The sequence below is a fragment of the Brevirhabdus pacifica genome (assembly GCF_002797755.1).
GTDB lineage: Bacteria > Pseudomonadota > Alphaproteobacteria > Rhodobacterales > Rhodobacteraceae > Brevirhabdus > Brevirhabdus pacifica.
Window position 1 is genome coordinate 502098 of the sequence record NZ_PGFI01000011.1, and the last position, 22785, is coordinate 524882.

Annotated in this window: 21 protein-coding genes and 1 pseudogene; 10 read left to right on the top strand and 12 right to left on the bottom strand. The window is 67.2% G+C overall.

The window, feature by feature from the left end; genetic code table 11:
* Positions 1 to 28 precede the first annotated feature (28 nt).
* From CLV77_RS02625 to CLV77_RS02650, 6 genes are all read left to right on the top strand, one after another.
* Positions 29 to 694 (top strand): SURF1 family protein, encoded by a 666-nt coding sequence (locus CLV77_RS02625; RefSeq protein WP_076979384.1) that lies wholly within the window; start codon positions 29 to 31, stop codon positions 692 to 694.
* A 21-nt stretch (positions 695 to 715) separates the two neighbouring features.
* On the top strand, positions 716 to 2107 hold the full coding sequence (gene thrC / locus CLV77_RS02630; RefSeq protein ID WP_076979383.1) for a threonine synthase: 1392 nt from the start codon (positions 716 to 718) through the stop codon (positions 2105 to 2107).
* Positions 2104 to 3372, top strand: coding sequence for a M16 family metallopeptidase (locus CLV77_RS02635; RefSeq protein ID WP_076979382.1), 1269 nt, complete (start codon positions 2104 to 2106; stop codon positions 3370 to 3372). Before thrC ends, CLV77_RS02635 begins: the two co-directional genes overlap by 4 nt.
* Positions 3372 to 3959 carry a GNAT family N-acetyltransferase gene (locus CLV77_RS02640; protein ID WP_076979381.1) on the top strand — a complete coding sequence of 196 codons (588 nt, stop codon included), beginning with the start codon at positions 3372 to 3374 and terminating at the stop codon, positions 3957 to 3959. The genes CLV77_RS02635 and CLV77_RS02640 overlap by 1 nt, the downstream gene beginning before the upstream one ends.
* Before the next feature lie 73 nt (positions 3960 to 4032).
* On the top strand, positions 4033 to 4980 hold the full coding sequence (locus CLV77_RS02645) for an MBL fold metallo-hydrolase (RefSeq protein WP_083707713.1): 948 nt from the start codon (positions 4033 to 4035) through the stop codon (positions 4978 to 4980).
* A gap of 97 nt (positions 4981 to 5077) precedes the next feature.
* Positions 5078 to 6502 (top strand): FAD-binding oxidoreductase, encoded by a 1425-nt coding sequence (locus CLV77_RS02650; RefSeq protein ID WP_076979380.1) that lies wholly within the window; start codon positions 5078 to 5080, stop codon positions 6500 to 6502.
* A gap of 122 nt (positions 6503 to 6624) precedes the next feature.
* On the opposite strand, the gene CLV77_RS02655 is transcribed toward CLV77_RS02650, so the two are convergent.
* The 3 genes from CLV77_RS02655 to CLV77_RS02665 are packed head-to-tail and all read right to left on the bottom strand — an operon-like array spanning position 6625 to position 8670.
* The gene (locus tag CLV77_RS02655) at positions 6625 to 7170 is read right to left on the bottom strand and encodes an adenine phosphoribosyltransferase (RefSeq protein WP_076979379.1); all 546 of its coding nucleotides are present in this window, start codon (positions 7168 to 7170) and stop codon (positions 6625 to 6627) included.
* A 5-nt stretch (positions 7171 to 7175) separates the two neighbouring features.
* Positions 7176 to 8072 (bottom strand): S-methyl-5'-thioadenosine phosphorylase, encoded by an 897-nt coding sequence (locus tag CLV77_RS02660; RefSeq protein WP_085047188.1) that lies wholly within the window; start codon positions 8070 to 8072, stop codon positions 7176 to 7178.
* Entirely contained in the window at positions 8065 to 8670 is a 606-nt protein-coding gene (locus tag CLV77_RS02665) for a flavin reductase family protein (protein ID WP_076979377.1), read from the bottom strand. Before CLV77_RS02665 ends, CLV77_RS02660 begins: the two co-directional genes overlap by 8 nt.
* A gap of 86 nt (positions 8671 to 8756) precedes the next feature.
* Between CLV77_RS02665 and CLV77_RS02670 the strand changes: the two genes are divergently transcribed.
* Positions 8757 to 9284, top strand: coding sequence for a GNAT family N-acetyltransferase (locus tag CLV77_RS02670; RefSeq protein WP_076979376.1), 528 nt, complete (start codon positions 8757 to 8759; stop codon positions 9282 to 9284).
* 41 nt (positions 9285 to 9325) lie between these two features.
* Here the strand turns inward: CLV77_RS02670 and ptsP are convergent, their stop codons facing one another.
* The 4 genes from ptsP to CLV77_RS02690 form a co-directional block, all read right to left on the bottom strand.
* On the bottom strand, positions 9326 to 11575 hold the full coding sequence (ptsP, locus tag CLV77_RS02675) for a phosphoenolpyruvate--protein phosphotransferase (RefSeq protein WP_076979375.1): 2250 nt from the start codon (positions 11573 to 11575) through the stop codon (positions 9326 to 9328).
* A gap of 6 nt (positions 11576 to 11581) precedes the next feature.
* Positions 11582 to 12820 (bottom strand): aspartate kinase, encoded by a 1239-nt coding sequence (locus tag CLV77_RS02680; RefSeq protein WP_076979374.1) that lies wholly within the window; start codon positions 12818 to 12820, stop codon positions 11582 to 11584.
* Between the two features lie 105 nt (positions 12821 to 12925).
* On the bottom strand, positions 12926 to 13435 hold the full coding sequence (locus CLV77_RS02685; protein WP_321174950.1) for a DUF1178 family protein: 510 nt from the start codon (positions 13433 to 13435) through the stop codon (positions 12926 to 12928).
* Positions 13436 to 13672: 237 nt separating this feature from the next.
* Positions 13673 to 14146, bottom strand: coding sequence for an NUDIX hydrolase (locus CLV77_RS02690; RefSeq protein WP_076979373.1), 474 nt, complete (start codon positions 14144 to 14146; stop codon positions 13673 to 13675).
* A gap of 327 nt (positions 14147 to 14473) precedes the next feature.
* Between CLV77_RS02690 and CLV77_RS02695 the strand changes: the two genes are divergently transcribed.
* Positions 14474 to 14935 carry a hypothetical protein gene (locus CLV77_RS02695; RefSeq protein ID WP_143815116.1) on the top strand — a complete coding sequence of 154 codons (462 nt, stop codon included), beginning with the start codon at positions 14474 to 14476 and terminating at the stop codon, positions 14933 to 14935.
* Positions 14936 to 15025: 90 nt separating this feature from the next.
* Here the strand turns inward: CLV77_RS02695 and CLV77_RS02700 are convergent, their stop codons facing one another.
* Genes CLV77_RS02700 through CLV77_RS02715 form a run of 4 tightly spaced genes read right to left on the bottom strand, consistent with a single transcriptional unit; the run spans position 15026 to position 19743 of the window.
* A complete protein-coding gene (locus tag CLV77_RS02700; protein ID WP_076979371.1) occupies positions 15026 to 16030 on the bottom strand; it encodes a zinc-dependent alcohol dehydrogenase in 1005 nt (334 codons plus the stop codon).
* Complete coding sequence (locus CLV77_RS02705; RefSeq protein ID WP_076979370.1) at positions 16027 to 16797, bottom strand: SDR family NAD(P)-dependent oxidoreductase; 771 nt, start codon at positions 16795 to 16797, stop codon at positions 16027 to 16029. The genes CLV77_RS02700 and CLV77_RS02705 overlap by 4 nt, the downstream gene beginning before the upstream one ends.
* Positions 16790 to 18097: a histidinol dehydrogenase gene (gene hisD / locus CLV77_RS02710; protein ID WP_076979369.1), complete on the bottom strand. Its 1308-nt coding sequence runs from the start codon at positions 18095 to 18097 to the stop codon at positions 16790 to 16792. Before hisD ends, CLV77_RS02705 begins: the two co-directional genes overlap by 8 nt.
* Positions 18098 to 18138: 41 nt before the next feature.
* Positions 18139 to 19743 carry a GMC family oxidoreductase gene (locus CLV77_RS02715; RefSeq protein ID WP_076979368.1) on the bottom strand — a complete coding sequence of 535 codons (1605 nt, stop codon included), beginning with the start codon at positions 19741 to 19743 and terminating at the stop codon, positions 18139 to 18141.
* Between the two features lie 105 nt (positions 19744 to 19848).
* Here CLV77_RS02715 and CLV77_RS02720 point away from each other — a divergent pair, with 105 nt between their 5' ends.
* Positions 19849 to 20616, top strand: coding sequence for an IclR family transcriptional regulator (locus CLV77_RS02720; RefSeq protein ID WP_076979367.1), 768 nt, complete (start codon positions 19849 to 19851; stop codon positions 20614 to 20616).
* A 3-nt stretch (positions 20617 to 20619) separates the two neighbouring features.
* Here CLV77_RS02720 and CLV77_RS16930 read toward each other — a convergent pair.
* Positions 20620 to 20739, bottom strand: a pseudogene (locus CLV77_RS16930) (protein NO VEIN domain-containing protein); the annotation flags it as partial.
* A 459-nt stretch (positions 20740 to 21198) separates the two neighbouring features.
* On the opposite strand from CLV77_RS16930, the gene CLV77_RS02725 reads away from it, so the two are divergent.
* Entirely contained in the window at positions 21199 to 22710 is a 1512-nt protein-coding gene (locus tag CLV77_RS02725; protein WP_197685766.1) for an ATP-binding protein, read from the top strand.
* The last annotated feature ends 75 nt before the right edge of the window (positions 22711 to 22785 follow it).

The window sequence follows — 22785 nt, forward strand, 5'->3', positions numbered from 1 at the left end:
TCGCATTTCCGACAGGAAGGAATACCCCTTGTTCCGACGCACCCTTCTTCCCCTGGCCTTCGGCCTTGGCGGCGCGGCCGTTCTGGTGTGGCTGGGCCTGTGGCAGCTGGACCGGCTTGAGTGGAAGCAGGGCTGGATCGCCGAGATCGAGGCCCGCATCCACGGCGCGCCGGTCGCCCTGCCAAGCGCGGCAGATCCAGAGCGCGACCGCTACCTGCCGGTGACGGCGACGGGGCGGATCACCGACGAGGAGCTGCATGTTCTGAGCTCGGTCAAGGGGCAGGGCGCGGGCTACCGGGTTGTGGCGGCCTTCGAGACCGGCGGGCGCCGGGTTCTGCTGGACCGGGGCTTCGTGCGCGAGGAGGACAAGGACGCGGCACGTCCGCCGGTGGAGGCCACGATCACCGGCAATCTCGACTGGCCGCGGGAGACCGACGGCTTCACCCCCGAGGCCGACCTGGGCCGCAACATCTGGTTCGCGCGCGACGTGGACAAGATGGCCGCCGCCCTCGACACCGATCCGCTGTTCATCGTCGAGCGGACAAGCGACGAGAAGGCGCCCCAGGTGCTGGTCCAGCCGATCAGCTCGACCGGCATCCCCAATGATCACCTGCAATACGCGCTGACGTGGTTTTCGCTGGCGGCGATCTGGCTGGGGATGACAGGGCTGCTTCTGTGGCGTATCAGGCGGTGACCGACCCAAGGCAGGACCGACATGCGCTATATCTCCACCCGCGGAACCGCACCCGAACTTGATTTCGAGGAGGCCGTGCTGACCGGGCTTGCGCGCGACGGCGGGCTTTACGTGCCGGCCGAGATCCCGCGCATGTCGCCGGACGAGATCGCGGCGCTGGCGGGGCTTTCCTATGAGGAGGTGGCGTTTCGCGTGATGCGCCCCTTCCTTGGCGACGCGCTGGACGACGAGACCTTCCGCGGCATCATCGCGCGGGCCTACGCGCCCTTCGGCCACGCGGCGCGGGCGCCGCTGGTGCAGCTGGGCCCCGATCACTTCCTGCTTGAGCTGTTCCACGGGCCGACCCTGGCGTTCAAGGATTTCGCCATGCAGCTGATCGGGCAGCTATTCCAGACGCTGCTGGACCGCAACGGCCGCCGGGTGACCATCGTCGGCGCCACCAGCGGCGACACCGGCTCGGCCGCGATCGAGGCCTTCCGGGGCCTGGGCAATGTCGATGTCTTCATCCTTTATCCCCATGGCCGGGTCTCGGAGGTGCAACGGCGCCAGATGACCACCCCGACCGAGGACAATGTCCACGCCATCGCGGTGGACGGGGATTTCGACGATTGCCAGTCGGCGGTGAAGGCCATGTTCAACGACATGGACTTCCGCGATGCGGTCTCGCTGGCGGGGGTCAACTCGATCAACTGGGGCCGGGTGCTGGCGCAGGTGGTCTATTACTTCTCGGCGGCGACCAGCCTGGGCGCGCCCCACCGGCCCGTCAGCTTCACCGTCCCCACCGGCAATTTCGGCGACATCTTCGCCGGCTACGTCGCCCGCGCCATGGGCCTGCCGATCGAGCGGCTGGTCGCGGCGACCAATCAGAACGACATCATCCACCGCACCCTGCAGGACGGCAGCCATCGCAAGACCGGCGTCAGCCCCACCATCAGCCCGTCGATGGACATTCAGGTCAGCTCGAACTTCGAGCGGGTGCTGTTTGACGTCTACGACCGGGACGGCGCCGCCGTGGCCCGGCTGATGGACGAGCTGCGCGACGAGGGCGGGTTCGATTTGAGCCAGGGCGCGCTGTCGCGTCTGCAGGAGGTCTTTGCCTCGGGGCGGGCCTCGGAGGAGGAGACGCTGGCCAGCATCGCCCGCACCCTCGAGACCGCGACCGAGCTTTTGTGCCCCCACAGCGCCGTCGGCGTCAAAGTCGGCGAGGAGCATCTGGCGGATGGCGTTCCGATGATTACATTGGCAACCGCACACCCCGCCAAGTTCCCCGATGCCGTGGAACAGGCGACCGGGCAGCGACCGGCCCTGCCGCCGCGCATGGCCGATATCTTCGAGCGCCCCGAAAGGGTGACGCGACTTGCCAATGATCTGGAGGCCATCAAGGCCCATATCCGGGGGAATATCCGCGCGTGACAGTCGAACTTCACACCCTGCCCAACGGGTTCCGCATCGTGACCGAGGCCATGCCCGGGCTGGGCTCGGCCTCGATCGGGGTCTGGGTGACGGCGGGCGGGCGCAACGAGCGGCCCGAGCAGAACGGTATTGCCCACTTCCTGGAGCATATGGCCTTCAAAGGCACCGCCCGGCGCAGCGCGCTGCGCATCGCCGAGGAGATCGAGGACGTGGGCGGCTACCTCAATGCCTATACCTCGCGGGAGGTGACGGCCTATTACGCCCGTGTGCTGAAGGCCGATGTGCCGGTGGCGCTGGACGTGATCGCCGACATCCTGCGCAACCCGCTTTTCGACCCCGCCGAGATCGAGGTCGAGCGTGGGGTGATCCTGCAGGAGATCGGCCAGGCGCTGGACACGCCCGACGACGTAATCTTCGACTGGCTGCAGGAGGCCGCATATCCCGGCCAGGCCCTGGGGCGGACGATCCTGGGCCCGGCCGAGCGTGTCTCGGCCTTCTCGCGGGCGGATCTGGCAAGCTTCGTGGGGGAGCATTACAACCCCGGCCAGATGATCCTGTCGGCCGCCGGCGCGGTCGATCACGACTCGCTGGTGCGCGCGGCCGAGAAATATTTCGGCGACATGCCCGCCCGCCCCGTGCTGGAGCCCGACATGGCCGCCTTCCGGGGCGGCGAGCGGCGCGAGATCAAGGAGCTGGAGCAGGTCCATTTCGCCCTGGCCCTGCAATCGCCCGGCTACCGGGACCCCGATGTCTACACCGCCCAGATCTACGCCACGGCGCTGGGGGGCGGCATGTCCTCGCGCCTGTTCCAGGAGATCCGCGAGAAGCGTGGCCTGTGCTACACCATCTTCGCCCAGGCCGGCAGCTATGCCGAGACGGGGCTGATGACCATCTATGCTGGCACCAGCGGCGAGCAGATCGGCGAGCTGGCCGACCTGACCATCGACGAGATGCGCCGCGCCGCCAGCGACATGACCCCCGCCGAGGTGGCCCGCGCCCGGGCCCAGATGAAGGCCGGGATGGTGATGGGGCTGGAAAGCCCCTCGAACCGGGCCGAGCGCATGGCGCGCATGGTTGCGGTCTGGGGCCGGGTGCCCGAGTTGTCGGAGATCGTGGCGCGGATCGATTCCGTCACCACCGGCGACGTCAAGGAATTCGGCGCGGCCATGGCCGGCAAGGGCGAGGCGGCGCTTGCCCTTTACGGGCCGGCAGACGTGGCGCGCGCGCCCACGCTTGCAGGCTTGCGGGAGAGGCTGGCCGCCTGATGCTGAGGCGCCGTTCCAAGCTGCGGATCGAGACCGAGCGCATGATCCTGCGCTTGCCCCAGCACGGGGATTTCGCGGCCTGGGCCAACCTGCGGCGCGAAAGCGCCTCGTTCCTCCAGCCGTGGGAGCCCGCCTGGTCGACCGACCACCTGTCGCGCAAGGCCTTCGTGCACCGGGTCCACTGGGCCCATCGCGCGGCGCTGGACGGCAGCGCCATGCCGCTGTTTCTGATCGGCCGGGACGAGACCTTCTACGGCGCGCTGACCCTCGACAACATCCGCCGGGGGCCGGCGCAGGCGGGCACGCTGGGATATTGGATCGGCGAGAGGCACCACCGCCAAGGTCTGATGCGCGAGGCGATCGAGGCGGTGGTGCATTACGCCTTCACCAACCTCGAGGTCAGCCGGCTGGAGGCCGCCTGCCTGCCCGAGAACGTGGCCTCTCGCGGGGTGCTGGAACGCTCGGGCTTCAAATACGAAGGCGTGGCGCAGAGCTATCTTCAGATCAACGGGCGCTGGCGCAACCACGTGCTTTACGCCTGCCTGCGGACCGACCGGCGCGGCAAGACCGTCGTGGGGCTGGAGTAGGGGACAGGGCGCCCGGGCGGGCCCCTGACCGTCGCCCTGTGAGAGAATCGCCCGATGGGCTATCCTTGATCCCATGCGGATCTATTTCCCAACAGTGCGGGCCGGCCGGGTCCTGCTTCTGGCCGCGGGCTTTGCCTTGGCGACGCCGCCCGCCACCCTGCACGCCCAGGCCACGGGGCAGGGTGCTGCGCCCGAGGGGAATGCCCGCACGCCCCGCGTGCCCAGCCACTGCATCGCGCTGGCCGGCGATATCCCCGGCGCGCGCTTTGCCGCCCTGCCGGCAGGCGCGGGGCCCCGGACGGCCAGCCGCCGCGCCCGCGCCCGCGATCCCCTGCCCGAGGAGATGGTGCGGCTGAGCTACCTGGCGCATGCCTCCTTCCTGATCGAGACGCCCGGCGGGCTCAGCGCGGTGACCGATTACACGGGCTTCATCGGCGCCACCGACTTCTTTCCCGACGTGGCCACCATGAACCGCGCCCACGAGACCCATTGGACCGCCATGCCGGATCCGCGCATCCCCCATGTCCTGAAGGGGTGGGGCCCCACCGCCGAGGGGGTGGAGCATCGGCTGGACCTGGGCGAGATGCTGGTGCGCAACGTCAACACCGACATCCGCTCGGCCTTTGACGAGACGGTGGATCGCAACGGCAATTCGATCTTCGTCTTCGAGGTCGCGGGCCTGTGCATCGGCCACCTGGGGCACCTGCACCACGAACCTGACGCGGCCCAATACGCGGCCCTGGGGCGGCTCGACGTGGTCATGGCTGCCGTCGACGGGGGCACCACCCTTGATCTGCCGCGCATGATGCGGGTGCTGCGGCGGCTGCGCTCCTCGGTGGTGCTGCCGATGCACTGGTTCCGGGGCGGCTCGTTGGAGCGGTTCGTCGCCGCCGCCTCGGCCGAATTCGACATCCGTCAGGAGGGCGAGAACTCGGTCACCCTGTCCCTGCGCAGCCTGCCGAGGCGCCCCACGGTGATCGTGCTGCGCCCCAACTACTTGCGCGCCCCCCAGCCCGATTGATCCGGCCCTTTTGAGGCCAGCGACATTCCTTCGCGGAGGCAGGTGCTTGCCCCTTTCGCGCCACGCTGATTAAACATTGGCAGCGAAAGGAAGATCCATGCTCAAGCCCGCCGATGACAGCTTTGCCGAGATCCTGCGCAACCGGCTGCCCGAGGGCGCCTTCCGCCCGCTGGAGCCGCGTTACCTGGAAGAGCCGCGCGGTCGGTTCCAGGGCCAGGGCGGGCTGCTGGTCGCCCCTGCCAATACTGCCGAGGTGGCGCTGGTGGTGCGGGTCTGCCGCGATGCATCGGTCGGGGTCGTGCCCTATGGCGGCGGAACAGGTCTTGTCGCGGGCCAGGTCATGCCCGAGGGGCCCGCGCCCGTCATCCTGTCGCTGGAGCGAATGAACGCCATCCGCGAGGTGCTGCCCGAGGAAAACGTGCTGATCGCCGAGGCGGGCGCCATCCTCGAAAACATCCATACAGCCGCCGAGGCGGCAGGCAGGCTTTTCCCGCTGACGCTGGCCTCAAAGGGGTCGGCCCGGATCGGGGGCAACCTGGCCACCAACGCGGGCGGTGTGAATGTCCTGCGCTATGGCAACGCAAGAGACCTGTGTCTTGGGCTTGAGGCTGTGATGCCCGATGGCACGATCTGGCGCGGCCTGAGCCGCCTGCGCAAGGACAACACCGGCTTTGACCTGCGCAACCTGTTGATCGGGTCGGAGGGGGCGCTGGGGGTCATTACGGCGGCCGCGCTCAAGCTCTTTCCGCTGCCGGCGGCTCGGGCCACCGCGCTGCTGGCGGTGCCCGACCCCCAGGCGGCGCTGTCGCTGCTGGCGCTGGCGGGCGACCTACTGGGGCCCAGCGTCTCGGCCTTCGAGTTGATCGGCGGGCAGGGCCTGGCCTTCCTGGCCGAAACCGGGCTGCGCGAGCGTCCGCTTTTCGACGCGCCGACGCCCTGGTGCGTCCTGATCGAGCTGGACCTGACCGAATCCGACGACCCCTCGGCCCCGCTGGAGAAGCTTTTCGTTGCGGCGATGGAGCGGGGGCTGGTCGAAGATGGCCTGATCGCCCGGTCCGAGGCCCAGCGGAACGAATTCTGGGATCTGCGCGAGATGCTGCCCGAGGCCAACCGGCGCATCGGCTCGATCTCGTCCCACGACATCTCGGTGCCGCTCGGCGCAATCCCCGAGTTCATTCATCGCGCCGGACGTGCGGTCGCCGGGGTGGGGCCGCTGCGCGTCAATTGCTTTGGCCACATGGGCGACGGCAATCTGCATTACAACATCTTCCCGCCGGCCGGAAAATCCCGGCAGGAGTTCGAGACCGACCGCCCCCGCCTCAACAGGCTGGTGCATGACCTGACCCATGAGCTGGGCGGATCAATCAGTGCCGAGCACGGGGTGGGGCGGCTGAAACTGTCGGACCTACAACGCTATGGCGATCCGGTGAAACTGGCGGCGATGCGGGCGATCAAGAATGCTCTGGACCCGACGGGGATCATGAACCCCGGGGCTGTGGTGCCGACCGAAAATCGCGGTTAAGGGACGCGCCCGCAGCCTTGCCGCGTTTACGCCCCGCCGTAAGTGGCGGGGCGCGTTTGCAAGCAGTTATGCCCGTAAATGCAGGCACTTCCCGATCTAGAGACGCGGTCTTACCAAATAATTTACGCGCCCGGAAAATCGCAAAGCGCGTGCAGTTCGATGCCCATCGCCTCAAGCCGGGCGCGACCGCCCAGATCGGGCAGGTCGATGATGAAGGCACAGCCCGCGATCTCGGCGCCCAGCTTTTCAAGCAGGCGGATCCCGGCCTCAGCGGTGCCGCCGGTGGCCAGCAGGTCATCGACCACCAGCACCCGCTCACCGGGTTGCAGGGCGTCGGTGTGGATCTCGACCGTGGCCTCGCCGTACTCCAGCTTGTAGTCCTGCGAATGAACTGCGCCGGGCAGCTTGCCCTTCTTGCGGATCGGCACGAAGCCCACGCCCAGCTGATGCGCGATCGCGCCGCCCAGGATGAAGCCGCGCGCCTCGAGGCCCACGACCTTGTCGATGCGGGTGCCGGCATAGGGATCCAGCAGCTGATCGATGGCGATGCGGAATCCGCGCGCGTCGGCGAAAAGGGTGGTCACGTCACGGAACATGATCCCCTTGTGGGGGAAATCGGGGATCGTGCGGATATAGTCCCGCACAGTCTTGCGCTTGGCGGCAGCCATTGTCGTCATCCTTTGTCGGGGGCACCCAGAACCCGTCCGGCGACGGCATCCAGCCGTGCCAGGACCTCGGGGTCGCGTTTGTCGGGGGCGGTCATCAGGGCAAATTCCAGCGCCCGGTCACAGCCACAGGGGCAGGGGGCGCGGTCCGGGCCCAGACCGGCGGGCAGTCGGGCGACCAGATCGCGGGCATTGCTGGCGTTGCCGGTCAGCGTCGCGATGATCTCGGTCACGTCGACCTCTCCGTGGTCGGGATGCCAGCTGTCGTAATCGGTGATCATGGCCAGCGAGGCATAGCAAAGCTCGGCCTCGCGGGCGAGCTTGGCCTCGGGCATGTTGGTCATGCCGACCACATCGCAGCCCCAGACCTCGCGGTAGAGCCGGGACTCGGCAAGGGTCGAGAACTGTGGTCCTTCCATCGCCAGATAGGTGCCGCCGCGATGGGTGCGCACGCCGGTTGCGGCGGCGGCGGCCTCGCAGGCGTCGCCAAGGCGCGCGCAAGTGGGGTGCGCGACCGAGACATGGGCCACGCAGCCGGGGCCGAAGAAGCTTTTCTCACGCGCGAAGGTGCGGTCGACGAATTGGTCCACGATGACGAAATCGCCCGGTGCCATCGCCTCCTGGAACGAGCCGCAGGCCGAGACCGAGATCACGTCCGTCACGCCCAGCCGCTTCAGCGCGTCGATGTTGGCGCGGTAGGGGACCGAGCTGGGGCTGTGGACATGCCCGCGCCCGTGGCGCGGCAAGAAGGCCATCGCCACCTCGCCAATGCGCCCGGTCAGGATCTGGTCCGAGGGGGCGCCCCAGGGCGTCTGCACGTCCTGCCAGCGGGCGTCTTCCAGCCCGTCGATCTCGTAGACGCCGGATCCGCCGATGACGCCGATCACGGTCTTTGCCTCACCCATTGGGACGAACCATGCTGAACACCTCGCTGATGTGCGAATAATCCTGGTAGCCCAGCCGGGTCAGCGGGTTGAAGCGCAGCACGTCGACCATCCCGTCGCGCAGGACCGCGTCGTCGATATGCACGCCCGTGACCTCACCCAGCACAAGGTAGTTGGCGGCCCCCTCCAGCCGGACGATCTGGGTCAGCCGGCATTCCAGCGCGGCCGGCGCCGCCGCCACCCGGTGGCAGGGGATCGTCTCGCACGGGGCCTTTTCCAGGCCCGCCAACTCGAACTCGTCGACGCCGGCGGCGTAGGGGCCCGAGGTCGCGTTCATGGCATCCCGGAGGGCGTAGGACACGATGTTGACGCAGAAGGATCCGGTCGCCTCGATATTGGACAGGCTGTCCTTGCCGTGCTGCCGGTCAGGCTTGGACCCGGTCGAGGAGAACATGACCTGCGGCGGCACGTAGGCCACGGCGTTGAAGAAGGAATAGGGCGCCAGGTTGTCCCGCCCGTCGGCCGAACGGCTGGAGATCCAGCCGATGGGACGGGGCGTGACGAGGGCGTTGAACGGGTTGTGCGGCAAGCCGTGACCGTCTTCGGGGCGGTAGAACACGCGGCGGACTCCTTGTTTGCCCAAGGGGTAACGCCGTGATAGCAGCGATTCCAGCCCAAATCGGGCCCAGATCAGGAAATGACGGCGTGTTTCAACTCGGCCCGGAAACGGACAATGATTGGTGGGAGGTCGAGGCGCTCTTCGATCTGTGCTTCGCTCCGGGGCGCGAGGCGCTGTCCTCCTACCGCCTGCGCGAGGGTGTGGCGCCGCTGCGCGCGCTGAGCGCCGTTGCCCGCGACCGCGACGGGGGCGTGGCCGGCGCGATCCGCTTCTGGCCCGTCCGGGTGGGAGGCGCGCCGACCCTTCTGCTGGGGCCCGTCGCCGTCCATCCGACCCACCAGGGCGAAGGGCTGGGCGGGTTGCTGATCCGCGACAGCCTGGCCCGCGCCGAGGCCGAGGGCTGGGAGCGGGTGCTGCTGATCGGGGACCTTCCCTATTATCGGCGCTTCGGGTTTGCCCGCATGGAGGGGGTGGAGTTTCCGCCGCCCACCAACCCCGACCGGGTGCTGGGTCAGGCCCTGCATCCCGGCGCGTGGGAGGGGGTTGCAGGCCCCGTCACCAGCTTTGCCGAGATGGCAACCGAGGGGCAGCAGGCCCCGGCCGGTCGCGGCTGAAAGCCGCCGTCAGGAATGTTCGTTCGTTGGGGAAGGACGGTCTAGCGACCCGCGCGTTCGGCCAGGTAGGCCATTACCGCCGGGCGCACAGACTGGGCGCCCTCGGCGCGGGCGGTGTCGATCACGTCCTTGATCTCGTCCAGGCGAGAGCGCAGCAGGAAATGCTTGATCGGCCCGATGGAGGCCGGGCGCATGGACAGCATCCTGAGGCCGCTGGCGGCAAGGCACAGGGCCTCGGCGGGGCGGCCCGCATCCTCGCCGCAGAAGCTCAGCTCGGTGCCGGTCTCGTTGCAGCGGGCGACGATATGCTCGATCAGCCCCAAAAAGCTGACGTTGAGTGAATCGTAGCGGCGGCGCACCCGCTCGTTCTCGCGGTCTGCGGCGAAGAAGAACTGCTTGAGGTCGTTGCCCCCGATCGAGATGAAATCGGCCCGCTCGTAAAAGCGGTTGGGTGCGAAGGCCATGGAGGGGGTTTCCAGCATGGCGCCGACGCGCACCGTCTCGGGCAGCGGATGGCCCAGTCGCTCCTCGCGCTCCAGCTCGCGCATCAGGATGTCGCGCCCTTCCTCGAACTCCTCGAGCTGGGCGATGAAGGGGAACATCACCGTCAGGGCGCGCCCGTTGGCGGCCCGGATCAGGGCCTGAAGCTGCATCCGCATGATGCCGGGCTTGTCCAGGGCGACGCGGATCGCGCGCCAGCCAAGGGCGGGGTTCGGCTCTTCGGTGCGCTTCATGTAGGGCAGCACCTTGTCCGACCCGATGTCGAGGGTGCGGAAGGTGACGGGCCGGCCCTTGGCCGCGTCCAGCACGCGGGCATAGATCGACGCGAGCTCCGCCCGCTTCGGCATCTTGTTGCGAACCAGGAATTGCAGCTCGGTGCGGAACAGCCCGACCCCCTCGGCGCCCGAGCTTTCCAGCGACGGCAGGTCCGCCATAAGCCCCGCGTTCATCCGCAGCACGACCCGGTGCCCGTCCAGCGTTACCGCCGGCCGGTCGCGGATCGAGGCATAGCGTTGCAGCGCCTCGGCCTGCATCGCCATCTTGTCGCGGAAGGCGGCGGCGACGGTTTCCTCGGGGCGCAGGTGCACGATGCCCTGGTCGCCATCGACGAGTATGGGGTCGCCGTTCAGCGCCTCGGTGGTGATGTTGGCCGCGTTGATGACCAGCGGGATCGCCAGTGCCCGCGCCACGATCGCCGCGTGCGAGCCGACGGATCCCTCTTCCAGCACCACGCCGCGCAGCTGGCGGCCGTATTCCAGAAGATCGCCGGGGCCGATGTGGCGGGCCACGAGGATCGGATCGTCCGGCATCGGGTCCGAGCCGTCGCGGCCCTGACCCGTCAGGATGCGCAGCAGCCGGTTGGACAGGTCATCCAGATCGTGCAGCCGGTCGCGCAGGTAGGCGTCGGGCACCTGGCTCAGCCGGGCGCGGGTGGCCGATTGTTCCTTTTCCACCGCCGCCTCGGCCGACAGGCCCCGGGCGATGTTCTCTTCCATCTTGCGCAGCCAGCCCTTGGAATTGGCGAACATGCGATAGGCCTCGAGGACCTCGCGCTGTTCCTGGTCGCCATTGCCGGCAAAGCTGACCATGTCGTCGACCGACAGGCGCAGGGTATCGACGGCGGCATGCAGGCGGCGGGATTCCTCGTGGGGATCGTCGGCGATGGGATTGGTGACGACGACGCGCGGCTCGTGCAGCAGCACCCGGCCGACGGCGGCCCCTTCCTGCCCCGAGACACCGCGGAACAGGACCTGTTGCTGGTGGCGGGCCGACAGCGCCGCCCCCTCGCCGATGAAGGCGCCCAGCTCGGCCATCTCGGCCAGGACCATGGCCACCACGTCCAGCGCGTAGACCTCGTCATCCGAGAATTGCCGCGCCTCCTTGGACTGGACAACCAGCACGCCCAGGTTCTCGCCCAGCCGCTGGATCGGCACGCCCAGGAACGAGGAATAGATCTCCTCGCCGGTCTCGGGCATGTAGCGGAAGGCGCGTTCCTGGGGGGCGTTGGCGCTGTTGATGGCGCGGCCGGTCTTGGCGACACGGCCGACCAGACCCTCACCCAGACGCATCCGCGTCTTGTGGACGGCGGCGGCGTTCAGACCCTCGGTCGCGCAAAGTTCCAGCGTGTCGGCATCGCGGAAAAGATAGATCGAGCAGACCTGCGCCCCCATCGAGGTCGCGATCAGCCGGGTAATCCGGTCCAGACGTTCCTGCCCATCGCTCTGTTCGGCCAGCGCTTCGCGCAGGCGCCCGAGAAGCTTGCGCGATTCCGATTCAGTTTGCTGGGTCATGAACCCTTAAGCCGCTTTCTCCAATTCGAAAGCATCATGCAGCGCCTGAACCGCAAGTTCCATGTATTTCCGGTCGATAAGCACAGAAATCTTGATTTCCGAAGTGGTGATGACCTTGATGTTGATCCCCTCGGAAGAGAGGGCCTTGAACATCTTGCTGGCGACGCCCGCGTGGCTGCGCATGCCGATGCCCACGACCGAGATCTTGCAGACATCCGTGTCGGCAACCAGCTCCTGGAAGTCGATGGCGCCGGCCTCCTTGGCCTCCATCATCGCCTTCTCTGCGCGCTTCACCTCGGAGACGGGGCAGGAGAAGGTCATGTCGGTGCGACCCTCTTCCGAGATGTTCTGGACGATCATGTCCACGTTGACCCCGGCTTCGGAGAGCGGGCCGAAGATGGCGGCGGCGATGCCCGGCTGGTCGGCGACCGAGATCAGGGTCATCTTGGCTTCGTCGCGCGAATAGGCGACGCCAGATACTACGTTGGATTCCACGATATCCTCCTCATCACAGACGAGCGTTCCGGCATCGTCGGACTGTTCACCGAAGCTGGACAGAACCCGCAGCTTCACATTGTAGCGCATCGCAAGCTCGACGGAACGGGTCTGAAGCACCTTGGCGCCCAGCGAGGCCAGTTCCAGCATCTCCTCGAAGGCGATGCGGTCAAGCTTGCGCGCCTTCGAACTGATGCGCGGGTCGGTGGTATAGACCCCGTCGACATCGGTGTAGATGTCGCAACGCTCGGCATTGAAGGCGGCGGCGAAGGCAACCGCGGTGGTATCCGATCCGCCACGTCCCAGCGTGGTGATCCGACCCTCGTCGCTGATGCCCTGGAAACCGGCGACGACGGCGACCTTCATGCCCTCGGCGAACTTGGCATCAAGGTTGTCGGTCGGGATATCGACGATCCGCGCCGAGGAATGGGCAGAGGTGGTGCGCAGCGGCACCTGCCAGCCCTGCCAGCTTCGGGCGGGGACGTCCATTTCCTGCAAGGTCAGGGCCATGAGCCCCGCGGTCACGTTCTCGCCCGAGCTGACGACGGCGTCGTATTCGCGCGCGTCGAACAGGGGGGCGGTCTCTTCGACCCAGCCGACAAGCTCGTTGGTCTTGCCGGACATGGCCGACACGATCACGATCACCTCGTAGCCCTTGGCCACCTCGACCCCGACACGCTTCGCCGCGCGGCGAATGCGGTCAAGCGTCCCGACGGACGTGCCGCCGAATTTCATTACCAGACGTGGCATGGCGCCCTTCTTCCTGAACCCGGGGCTTCTTAGGGCGCGGCGGGGGCAAGGGCAAGGGCCGCGTGGCAGCCGGGGCGCCGCCCGGTCGCAACGGGCGCAGTCGCGTCAGTTGGAGCGGCGGCGCGTTCCGAAGGGAAGGGGCAGGACGGGCACGCCATCCTCATGCAGCTTGCGGGCCTCCTCGAAGCTGGTGCGGCCACGTATGGCGCGGGGGTCGACCTCCCCCTCGTGCATCTGGCGGGCCACGCGGGCAAAGCTGTCGCCCACGTCTTCGGTCGTGGCTTCGATCTTGCGGCGCAGCTCGGCCATCGCACGCTCGGCCCCCGAGGCGGGTTCCGAAAGCGGGCCCGCGCTGCCGCCCTTGCGGGCAGGCTCGGGCCGGTCGGGCGGTGACGATGCTTCGGGCGCGGCCGCTGTGCGCTCGGCCCCCGTGCGCGAGGCCAGCCCCGGCGCCACGTTGGGCGCCATCACGCTTTTCTCCACGTCGGTCGAATTGCAGACCGGGCAGGCGACAAGCCCCGCGGCCTGCTGCATGTCGAACCCTTCGGCAGAGGCGAACCAGCTGTCGAAATCATGGGTGTTGCCGCATTTGAGTGCGTATCGGATCATCGTCATCAGGCCCGGTTCTTGCGCGATCGGATCGCGACGGGCAGGGGGGCGCCCCCGGACGGGGACGCAGTGGGATCGTCGGCGCCACGACCGACAGGCGCTTCGGAAGGGGCGCGCCATCGGGCTGGCATGCTTATGATTTAAGGCCGGGGCGCAGGGTTGCAAAGAGCGCGCGGCGCATTTTGACGCGATTGGCAGCGGGCGTGACCCGGGCCGGGGCCAAGGCGCCGGCAAACGGGTCGGTCAGCTCAGCAGGCGCGGATCGAAACTGCGCAGGAGGTGCTGCAACTCGGGCTCCAGCACCAGCGAGGCGGCCTTCTTGGGGCTGAACCACTTGCGCCGCCGTTCACCGGCCTCGGGGAAATCGTCGGCAAGCGACGTGACCTTCAGCGGGAAGACGGCCACGACGCAGGGCGCTTCCAGCCCGTCGTCCAGCAACTTGACGCTGGAATAGAGCCCGACGCAGATGTTCTTGAGCTTGCCGCTCACGCCGGCCTCTTCCCAGGCTTCCTGCTCGGCGGCGCCGGCGGGGGTCATTCCGTCCATCGGCCAGCCCTTGGGCAAGATCCATCGACCGGTGCCCCGGCTGGTGACCAGAAGGATCTGGGTCTCGTCCTTGCGCTTGCGATAGCAGAGCGCCGCGAATTGCGTGCGCACATCGCGCTTGCTGGCCTTTCCGATCGAAAGGGGGGCCTGCGTCGTCTTGAGAAGGCTCATCGGGTCCTGGCGGACGACTGGTCCGCTGCTCTTTTTTGTTTCTTGTTATGTAATTTCGGGTAGCTCAACTGCCCTCATTATCTAGGAAAAGGGGACCGGGTGTCAAATCCGCCGGGTGTCGCGCACCCCTCTCGCAGGCGGTCTGTCGCCCGGGATCCACAGGGTGCGACGGCATGGAACGGGGACGCGGGGACGCCGCAGAGGCGGAAATAACCACACGTCATGCGTGGGCAGGCCCCGAAAATGCCCCGAAATCGTCATTCGGCTTCCGCTTTCGCGCCGATTGGCAAGCCTAGATGTTCAGCACCCATTAAGTGAGGAAGAATAATGGTATCGATTACAAGTAACCCGCTGCTGTCCTACCCGACAGCAAAGCAGACGAGCACTTCGGACAGCGCGCCGGCAGAAAGCCAGACCGCTACCGACGCACCCGTCAAAGAAACCTCCGCGAGCGGATCGGGCACCAACGTGTCCGCCAGCACCGCGCAGGCACCGAGCACGAGCCAGGCCGGCAAGGCCACGGCAAGCGCCTCCGCCGACGACGCCCGGGCGCTCGTCGCCTCGGAAGAGGACGAGTCGCGATTTGCCCGAGAGGCCGCGATCGAAGCCCGCGACAGCGCGGTTCGCGGCATGCTGCTCAGCCAGATCTCCAAGGCCGCCGATGGCGGCAGCGGCGCGCTGACCCCGCTGGCACAGTCGCCGGCCGGCGACCGTGTTGCCACGCTTTACGGGCAGGGCCAGTCCGAGCAATCGACCGCCCGCCCCCGCGCCCTCGACATGAGCGCCTGAGCGAACATCGCCACGCCCCCCCCCCCGTCGGGGGGGTCATGCGGGCCGCCCCTTTGGGCGGCCCTTATCGTTTCTGAAAGGGGTGGCGGGTCAGGCCCAGGGATCCAGCACGATCTTGGGGGCGGCCACCGCGCCCGCCCGCAGATCCGCGAAGGCCTCGGCGCCCTTCTCCAGCGGGCGCGTCTCGAACCACTCAAGCGGGCCCAGCCGGCCGTCGAATAACGCTTGGGCCGTATCGCGGAAATCCTGGGCCGTATAGGTGTAGCTGCCGATGAAGGTGACCTCCTGCAGGGTCATGCGACGGACATCCAGCCCGCCCAGATCCTCGGCAAGGCCCACGTGCACGATCACCCCGCCCGGAAGCACGCTGGCAGAGGCCGCGGCGCGTGTGGCGGCCAGACCGACCGCGTCCACCACCAGGGGCGCCGCGACCTGGCTCTCGCTGACCCGCTGGGCGCAGCGATCGGCCAGGAAATGCCGCCGTGCCGGATGGGGTTCGTGGATGGTGATGTCGCGCAGGCCCATCGCCGCCAGCGCCAGCGCCGAGGCCAGCCCGATCGCCCCGCCGCCGATGACCAATGCGCGGTCCGGCACCGGATCGCCATGCGGGGACAGGACCGCCAGCCCGATCCGCGCCGCGTGCCAGCCCACAGCCAGCGGCTCGGCCAGGGCCGCGCGTGCCAGGGGGATACCCTCGGGCACGGGCACCAGGTTGGCGGGGGGCATGGCGAGGTACTGCGCGAAGGCCCCTTCGCGCGGGGGCATCGAGATGATCTGCCGGTCGGGGCAGATGTTTTCCCGCCCCGCGACGCAGGCCGGGCAGGTCCCACAGGTGACAAGCGGGTTGATGGTGACCGCCGTTCCCGCTGACGGGGCGCCCGGGACATCGGCCCCCGCCTCGACGGTGCCGGCGGCTTCGTGCCCCAGGATCAGCGGCGCGGGCCGGCGTGCGTCGTGGCCCAGATAGGCATGCATGTCCGAGCCGCAGATGCCCACCGCGCCCACGCGGATCAGCACCTCACCCGCGCCGGGCAGGGGCCGGGGCACCTCTCGCAGCGCAAGATTGCATTCGCCCTCGTAGACCAGTGCTTTCATTTTGCCGAGAACCCCCCGTCCACCATCAGGACCTGACCGGTGACGTAATCCGACGCCGGAGAACAGAGAAACAGAAGCGGCCCGTCCATGTCCTCGGGTTGGCCGTTGCGCCCGATGCAGGTCTGCGCCGCATTGCGCGCGGCGCGGTCGGGGGCATCGAAGACCGCGCGGGTCAGCTCGGTCGGGAAAAAGCCGGGGCCGAGGGCGTTGGCGGTGATCCCGTGGGGCGACCATGCCTCGGCCATGGCGCGGGTCAGCTGGCCGATCCCGCCCTTGCTGGCGCCATAGGCGATGCCGCCCGGAAAGGCCCGGGTGGTCTGAAGCGAGGCAAAGGTGACGATCCGTCCCCAGCCGCGCGCCCGCATTGCCGGCACCAGGGCCTGACTGAGAAAGAAGGGCGTCGAAAGATTGAGCGCAAGGGTCCTGTCCCAGGCGTCCGGCGTGACTTCGTCGGCGGTCTGGCGGGTGTTGATGCCCGCCGCATGGACCACGATGCCGGGCGGCCCGAAGGGGGCCGCGATGTCATCGGCCAGCGTCGCCATGCGCCCGGTCGTGATCCCGTCGGCCAAATCGACCGGCAGGCAGGCCGCACCCGCCCCGATCTCGTCGCGCAGCGCCTCCAGGGGGGCCTGCCGCCGCGCGACCGCCACCACCCGTGCCCCGGCGGCGGCCAGGCAAAGCGCCGCGCGCCGCCCCAACCCCGAGCTTGCGCCCGTGACGCAGGCCACGCGCCCCGTCAGGTCGAAAAGTTCGCGCGGATCATTCATCGCAGGACAGGTCGAAATTGCGGCCGGGGAAATACTTGGCCAGACGGATGTCGGCGGCGCGGGCGTGCCCTTCCATCCCTTCCAGCCGTGAGATGCGGGCGCTCGCCTCCGCCACGGCGCGAGAGGCCTCCCGGCTGGCGCGCTGCCAGGTGACGACCTTCATGAACTTGTGCACCGAAAGCCCGCCGGTATAGCGCGCCGCCCCCGAGGTCGGCAGCACGTGGTTCGGCCCCGAGGCCTTGTCGCCATAGGTGACGGTCGTCTCCTCGCCCAGGAAAAGGGAGCCGTAGCAGCGCAGCCGCCCCAGCCACCAGTCGGGATCGGCGGCCTGCACGGTCAGGTGCTCGGGCGCGTATTCGTCGGAACAGGCGGCCATCTCCTCGCGGGTGTCGCACAGCACCACCTCGGCATAGTCGCGCCAGGCCGCGGCGGCGTTGTCGCGGTTGGGCTGGGGCAGGTCCTCGATCAGTTCGGGAACGCGGGCGATGACCCGTTCGGCCAGGGCGCGGTCGTCGGTGACAAGCCAGACGGGGGAGTTGTAACCATGCTCGGCCTGGCTGACGAGGTCGGTGGCCACTACCTCGGCATCGGCGCCGGTGTCTGCCAGCACCAGGCTGTCCGTGGGTCCCGCGATCATGTCGATCCCGACCCGCCCGAAAAGGATCCGCTTGGCCTCGGCCACGAACTGGTTGCCGGGGCCGGCCAGTATGTGGGCCGGCGGCAGGCCGAAGAGGCCGAAGGTCATCGCCGCCACCCCCTGCACCCCGCCCATGGCCAGGATGCGATCGGCCCCGCAAAGCTGGGCGGCATAGACGATGGCGGGGGCAATGCCCTGGCCGGGCCGGGGAGGCGAGCAGGCGGTCACATGGCTGCACCCGGCCACCCGGGCGGTGGTCACGGTCATGATGGCGCTGGCCACGTGGCTGTAACGCCCGCCCGGCACGTAGCAGCCGGCGGTCGCGACCGGGATCACCTTCTGCCCGGTGACATAACCGGGCGAAAGCTCGATCTCGGCCTCGGTCAGGGTGGATTTCTGCAACTCGGCAAAGCGGCGCACGTTGTCATGGGCTAGGTCAATGTCGCGTCGAAGCTTCGCGGGGACCTGGGCGCAGGCGGCCTCGATCTCCTGCTCGGACATCAGGACGCTGCCTTCGTAGCGGTCGAAGCGGCGGGCGTATTCCAGCGCCTTGGCGTCGCCCCCGGCCTCGATCTCCTCGAGGATGGTCCTGACCGTCGCGTGGGTTTCCGAGGCGTCCGACGCGGCGCTGAGCGGGGCCTTCTTGAGATATTGGCGGGGCATCGGGCGATCCTTCCGTTGGGGGCGAGCAGAGCAGGGGGTGTTCAGGGGGCGGCGGCATCCTCGCGGATCAGGTCGGCGGCCTTCTCGCCGATCATGATGGCCGGGGCGTTGGTGTTGCCGCTGACGATGCGCGGCATGATCGAGGCATCGGCGACGCGCAGGTTGCCCACCCCCCGGACCCGCAGGCGCGGATCGACCACGGCCATGTCATTGACCCCCATCCGGCAGGTGCCGGTGGGATGGTAGATCGTCACCGCCGTGCGCCGGGTCCAGTCGAGCAGCCCGTCATAATCCTCGTCGTGCAGATCCTCGCCCGGCGCATGTTCGCCCAGCACCACGCCTTTCAGCGGCTCGGTCCGGGCGATGCGGCGGGCGATGCGGATGCCTTCGACAAGGGTGCGCCGGTCGGTTTCGGTCGCCAGGTAGTTGGGATGGATCTCGGGGTGATCCTCGATCCGGGCCGAGCGCAGGGCAAGATGCCCCGCGCTTTCGGGACGAAGCTGGAGGACCGAGGCCGTGAAGGCCGAGAAAGGGTGCGGCCCCTCGGCGGGGCTGTCGGCGCTGAACGGCTGAATGTGGAACTGTATGTCGGGGGTGTCGAGATGGGGCGCAGTCTTGAGAAACCCGGTGCCGAGGCTGGCCGCCATCGTCATCGGCCCCCGCCCGGTCAGCAGGTATTGCACGGCGATCATCGCCTGCTTGAACAGGTTGTCGGTCTCAATGTTGATCGTGGGCAGGCTGGTACGGAAGACCGGCCGGGCCTGAAGATGATCCTGAAGGTTCCGCCCCACCCCTTTCAGGGCAGCGCGCACCGCGATGCCATGCCGGCCAAGCTCGCAGGGGTCGCCGATCCCCGACAGCATCAGGATCTGCGGGGAGCCGATGGCACCCGCGCTCAGCACCACCTCGCGCCGGGCGCGGATGTCGCGCGCGGCCCCCTTGAGGCGGCAGCGCACGCCGACGGCACGCCCGTCCTCGATCAGCACCCTCTCGGTCTGGATCCCCGTCAGCACCGTGAGGTTGCTCCGGTTGCGGGCCGGCCGCAGATAGGCCGCGGCAGAAGAGCAGCGCCGCCCGCCCCGCATGGTCAACTGGAAAAGCCCCACGCCTTCCTGGTCGGCGCCGTTGTAATCGGGGTTGCGGCGATAGCCCGCGTTTCCGGCCGCCTCGATCCAGCGGTCCACCACTTCGCGGCGCAGGCGCGAGTTCTGCACCGAAAGGGGGCCATTGGTGCCACGCAGGCCCGTGTCGTCCTCCCCCTCCCAGGTTTCCGAGCGGCGGAAAAGCGGCAGCACGTCGGCCCAGGACCAGCCAGTGCAGCCCGCCTGCGCCCAGCCGTCGTAATCCTGGGGCTGGCCGCGCACGTAAAGCAGCCCGTTGATCGAGCTTGATCCCCCCAGCACCCGTCCCCGGGGCCAGGGGATCGCGCGTCCGGCGATGCCGGGATCGGGCTGGGTCCGGTAGCACCAGTCGGTTCCGGGGCTGCCCATGGTGCGGAAATAGCCCACGGGCACGTGGATCCACGGGTTGAGGTCGCGCGGCCCCGCTTCCAGCAACGCAACGGAGGTGCGGCCATCCTCCGACAGCCGGTTGGCCAGGGCACATCCCGCGGATCCCGCGCCTACGATGACGTAATCGAACTCCATCTTTCCTCAAATATCAAAAAATGGGACTTTTGGTATCGTTTTGCCGTGAAATGGACGCTACCGTGATTCGCAGGAAAAGCGATCATGAAATTTCCGGGGCCCCGAATGTCAGACGACACCCGCATTCCCACCAACCTGCGCACCCTCCTGATCCTCGAGGTCCTGGGCCGCAGCGACCGCGCCATGACCGCGACCGAGATCAACCGCTCCCTCGGCCTGCCCAAGCAGACTGTCCACCGTCTTTGCGCCACGCTGGAGGAGAACGGGTTCCTCTCCCGGGCGGGCGACGGCAAACGCTACCAGGTGGCCCGTCGTTTGCGCGAAATGGGGGCGGGGCTTCTGCACAACGCCCGCGACCACATCATGCGCCACCAGATCCTGCGCGAGTTGGCTGATGAACTGGGAGAGACGGTGAACTACGTCGTGCCCGGCGACCGGGGGATGAGCTATCTCGACCGGGTCGAGACCGATTGGGCTTTCCGCATCCAGCTGCCCGTCGGGACCGGCGTGCCCTTCCATTGCACCGCCAGCGGCAAGTGTTTCCTGGCCAGCCTCGGCCCTGCGGCGCGGCGGCGGCTGGTCGGCACGCTGGACCTGTCCCCACGCACCGCCGCGACCCACACCGCCCCCGATACCCTGCTGGCCGAGCTGGAGCAGATCGCCCGCGACCGCTACGCCGTCGACCGCGAGGAGTTCCTGGACGGCATGGTCGCCCTGGCCGTCCCCGTCACCGATCCCCAGGGACGCTTCGTCGCCGCCCTGGCCTTCCACGGCCCGACCCAGCGCATCGCCATCCCCCAGGCGGTCGCCCGCAAGGACCTGCTGCACGCCGCCGCCCGACGCCTGAGCACGGCGCTGTTTCCGGGGGATTAGCAGCTATCCGAAGCGAGCCTCGAAACTTGTTGGAGTAAGTGTAACGTGCTGACTCAACGGCGGGCGCAGTTCGAACGCTCGGGGGCCGCGCGCATTGTTGTAAATCCTGAACAGGTGCCAGATGTCACGATTTTGCAGCGAGCCACCACGCGACGCCGTGGTCCAGACTTCTGATGGTTTGATTGGTAGCGTTGCCGGGGAGCCAAGTCTCTCCGGCGCCCTTCAACACGCAACTGAAATTCATCTGCTTCCTCTCAATCGAATTCTCATTGCGATCGTTGCACTATCTGATCTTCGATAGGAGCGCGCGTCTGTTCTGGAATTTATTTGAGGCGGTTCCGGCAACATCCATATGGAACACGGCGAAGAGGTCGGCCACGATCAGATCTTTTCCTTCGTCAGTCCTACCCCAATTTCAAGAGTGAAGCGCTGGGACGCGACGCTGCCGTAGCTTGCGAACTGAAACATCATTCCCTTCGATAAATGCTTCAAATCGATGCCATTGTGTGCTTGCATCGGTTTCGAACAGGGTGGCAACGGCCATTGAAAGATTGTCGGAAGAGTTGAAATGTGTTCTGAAAAATGAAAGATGATAAATTCGATAGAAATGGAGAAATGCGCGGAAAAAGACAGGCCGATGCGACACCTCATGCGGCGTCGCTGATCGAAGGTATGAGGGATTTCGGGTATACGCTGGAGACAGCGATGGCCGACATAATCGATAATTCTATCACTGCAGGTGCGTCGAAGGTGGAGATTCTGGCTGAGACCACAGGCGACGCCCCTTGGATTGCCGTGGTGGATGACGGTTCCGGCATGGATGAGGCAGAACTTATCGAGGCGATGCGCCCGGGGTCCCGAAATCCGCTGGAAGAGCGCGAAGGTCACGACCTTGGGCGATTTGGTCTGGGCTTGAAGAGCGCCAGTTTCTCACAGTGCCGTCAGCTGTCAGTTATCTCCAGGAAGGTCGGCCTGACGTCGGCGGCAACGTGGGATCTCGACAGGGTGGCAGAGACGAACGTCTGGGCCGTCGAGCTTGAAGATGACCTGTCGAGCATTCCTGCAGCGGACCACTTGCCGGAGACCGGTACAATTGTCCTGTGGCGCAAGCTCGATCGGCTTTCTGCTGGTTACCGGCACGACGCTACAAAGCGGGCTGCAGAGATCAACAAGGCTCTTACCGGAGCAGAAAGGCATCTCAGACTCTGCTTCCACCGATACATGGAAGGCACCCGTCCCGAAGTCCGACTTTTCCTGAATGGCCGGAGATTGTTGCCGGTCGATCCCTTTGCGCAGGATCACAAGGCTACGCAGGTGGATCCGGTCGAGGTCCTGCCATTAACCACGGGAACCGTGGAGACCCAGTGCTTCACCCTTCCACACCACAAGATGATGTCGCGCTCCGCATGGGACGACCTCGGCGGGCCAGAAGGGCATCTTCGATCTCAGGGATTCTACATCTACCGCGAAAGGCGCCTGATCATTGCCGGAAGCTGGCTCGGTTTGGCGCGCCAGACTGAATTGACCAAGCTCTCGCGTGTGCGAGTGGACATTCCAAATACCATGGACGCCGATTGGAAAATCGACGTCCGGAAGGCGAATGCGCAGATGCCACCGATCGTCCGGGAGCGGCTGCGGAAGATTGTCGAACGCCTTCAGGGGACCTCCAAGCGCACCTACAAGCGGCGAGGACAGAAGCTCGTCGACGACAGGAAGCTGCCATTCTGGAATCGCGTACTGCAGGATGGGAAGATCATCTACAGACCAAATGTTGACCACCCGTCAATCAGTGGATTCGAGGAGAGCCTTCCTGAGGAATTCCGGAACGGGTTTCGCACCTGCCTGAAACTGATTGGCTCCGGCCTTCCCATTGAGTCGTTGCACGCCGACATGCTGGGCGGGGCCGAGGATGTATTTGCGGAAGAGGCGGATTTCGTTTCGCTGTCGGAGGGCGCGGAAACCGCAATCCGGGCGCTTCGGGGGATGGGCATGGCAGTTTCTGACATTGTTGCGAACCTATGCACGAACGAGCCGCTGCGCAGCCACAAGGACGAGGTGCGCAGATTGGCGGAAGCCATTGAACAGGGGGAATAAAATTGAACGCCCAAATCGAACACCTTGACGGTATCGTGTCGCAATCTCTCGCGAATGAGCGGAGGACGGGAGATG

What these genes read in the sequence shown, in the direction of transcription:
- CLV77_RS02700 (WP_076979371.1), bottom strand. Translation starts at nt 16,030, where the DNA reads ATGAAAGCACTGGTCTACGAGGGCGAATGCAATCTTGCGCTGCGAGAG.
- hisD (WP_076979369.1), bottom strand. Translation starts at nt 18,097, where the DNA reads ATGCCCCGCCAATATCTCAAGAAGGCCCCGCTCAGCGCCGCGTCGGAC.
- CLV77_RS02655 (WP_076979379.1), bottom strand. Translation starts at nt 7,170, where the DNA reads ATGGCTGCCGCCAAGCGCAAGACTGTGCGGGACTATATCCGCACGATC.
- CLV77_RS02725 (WP_197685766.1), top strand. Translation starts at nt 21,199, where the DNA reads ATGAAAGATGATAAATTCGATAGAAATGGAGAAATGCGCGGAAAAAGA.
- thrC (WP_076979383.1), top strand. Translation starts at nt 716, where the DNA reads ATGCGCTATATCTCCACCCGCGGAACCGCACCCGAACTTGATTTCGAG.
- CLV77_RS02680 (WP_076979374.1), bottom strand. Translation starts at nt 12,820, where the DNA reads ATGCCACGTCTGGTAATGAAATTCGGCGGCACGTCCGTCGGGACGCTT.
- CLV77_RS02705 (WP_076979370.1), bottom strand. Translation starts at nt 16,797, where the DNA reads ATGAATGATCCGCGCGAACTTTTCGACCTGACGGGGCGCGTGGCCTGC.
- CLV77_RS02660 (WP_085047188.1), bottom strand. Translation starts at nt 8,072, where the DNA reads ATGGGTGAGGCAAAGACCGTGATCGGCGTCATCGGCGGATCCGGCGTC.
- CLV77_RS02685 (WP_321174950.1), bottom strand. Translation starts at nt 13,435, where the DNA reads ATGACGATGATCCGATACGCACTCAAATGCGGCAACACCCATGATTTC.
- CLV77_RS02640 (WP_076979381.1), top strand. Translation starts at nt 3,372, where the DNA reads ATGCTGAGGCGCCGTTCCAAGCTGCGGATCGAGACCGAGCGCATGATC.
- CLV77_RS02690 (WP_076979373.1), bottom strand. Translation starts at nt 14,146, where the DNA reads ATGAGCCTTCTCAAGACGACGCAGGCCCCCCTTTCGATCGGAAAGGCC.
- CLV77_RS02695 (WP_143815116.1), top strand. Translation starts at nt 14,474, where the DNA reads ATGGTATCGATTACAAGTAACCCGCTGCTGTCCTACCCGACAGCAAAG.
- CLV77_RS02645 (WP_083707713.1), top strand. Translation starts at nt 4,033, where the DNA reads ATGCGGATCTATTTCCCAACAGTGCGGGCCGGCCGGGTCCTGCTTCTG.
- ptsP (WP_076979375.1), bottom strand. Translation starts at nt 11,575, where the DNA reads ATGACCCAGCAAACTGAATCGGAATCGCGCAAGCTTCTCGGGCGCCTG.
- CLV77_RS02650 (WP_076979380.1), top strand. Translation starts at nt 5,078, where the DNA reads ATGCTCAAGCCCGCCGATGACAGCTTTGCCGAGATCCTGCGCAACCGG.
- CLV77_RS02715 (WP_076979368.1), bottom strand. Translation starts at nt 19,743, where the DNA reads ATGGAGTTCGATTACGTCATCGTAGGCGCGGGATCCGCGGGATGTGCC.
- CLV77_RS02720 (WP_076979367.1), top strand. Translation starts at nt 19,849, where the DNA reads ATGTCAGACGACACCCGCATTCCCACCAACCTGCGCACCCTCCTGATC.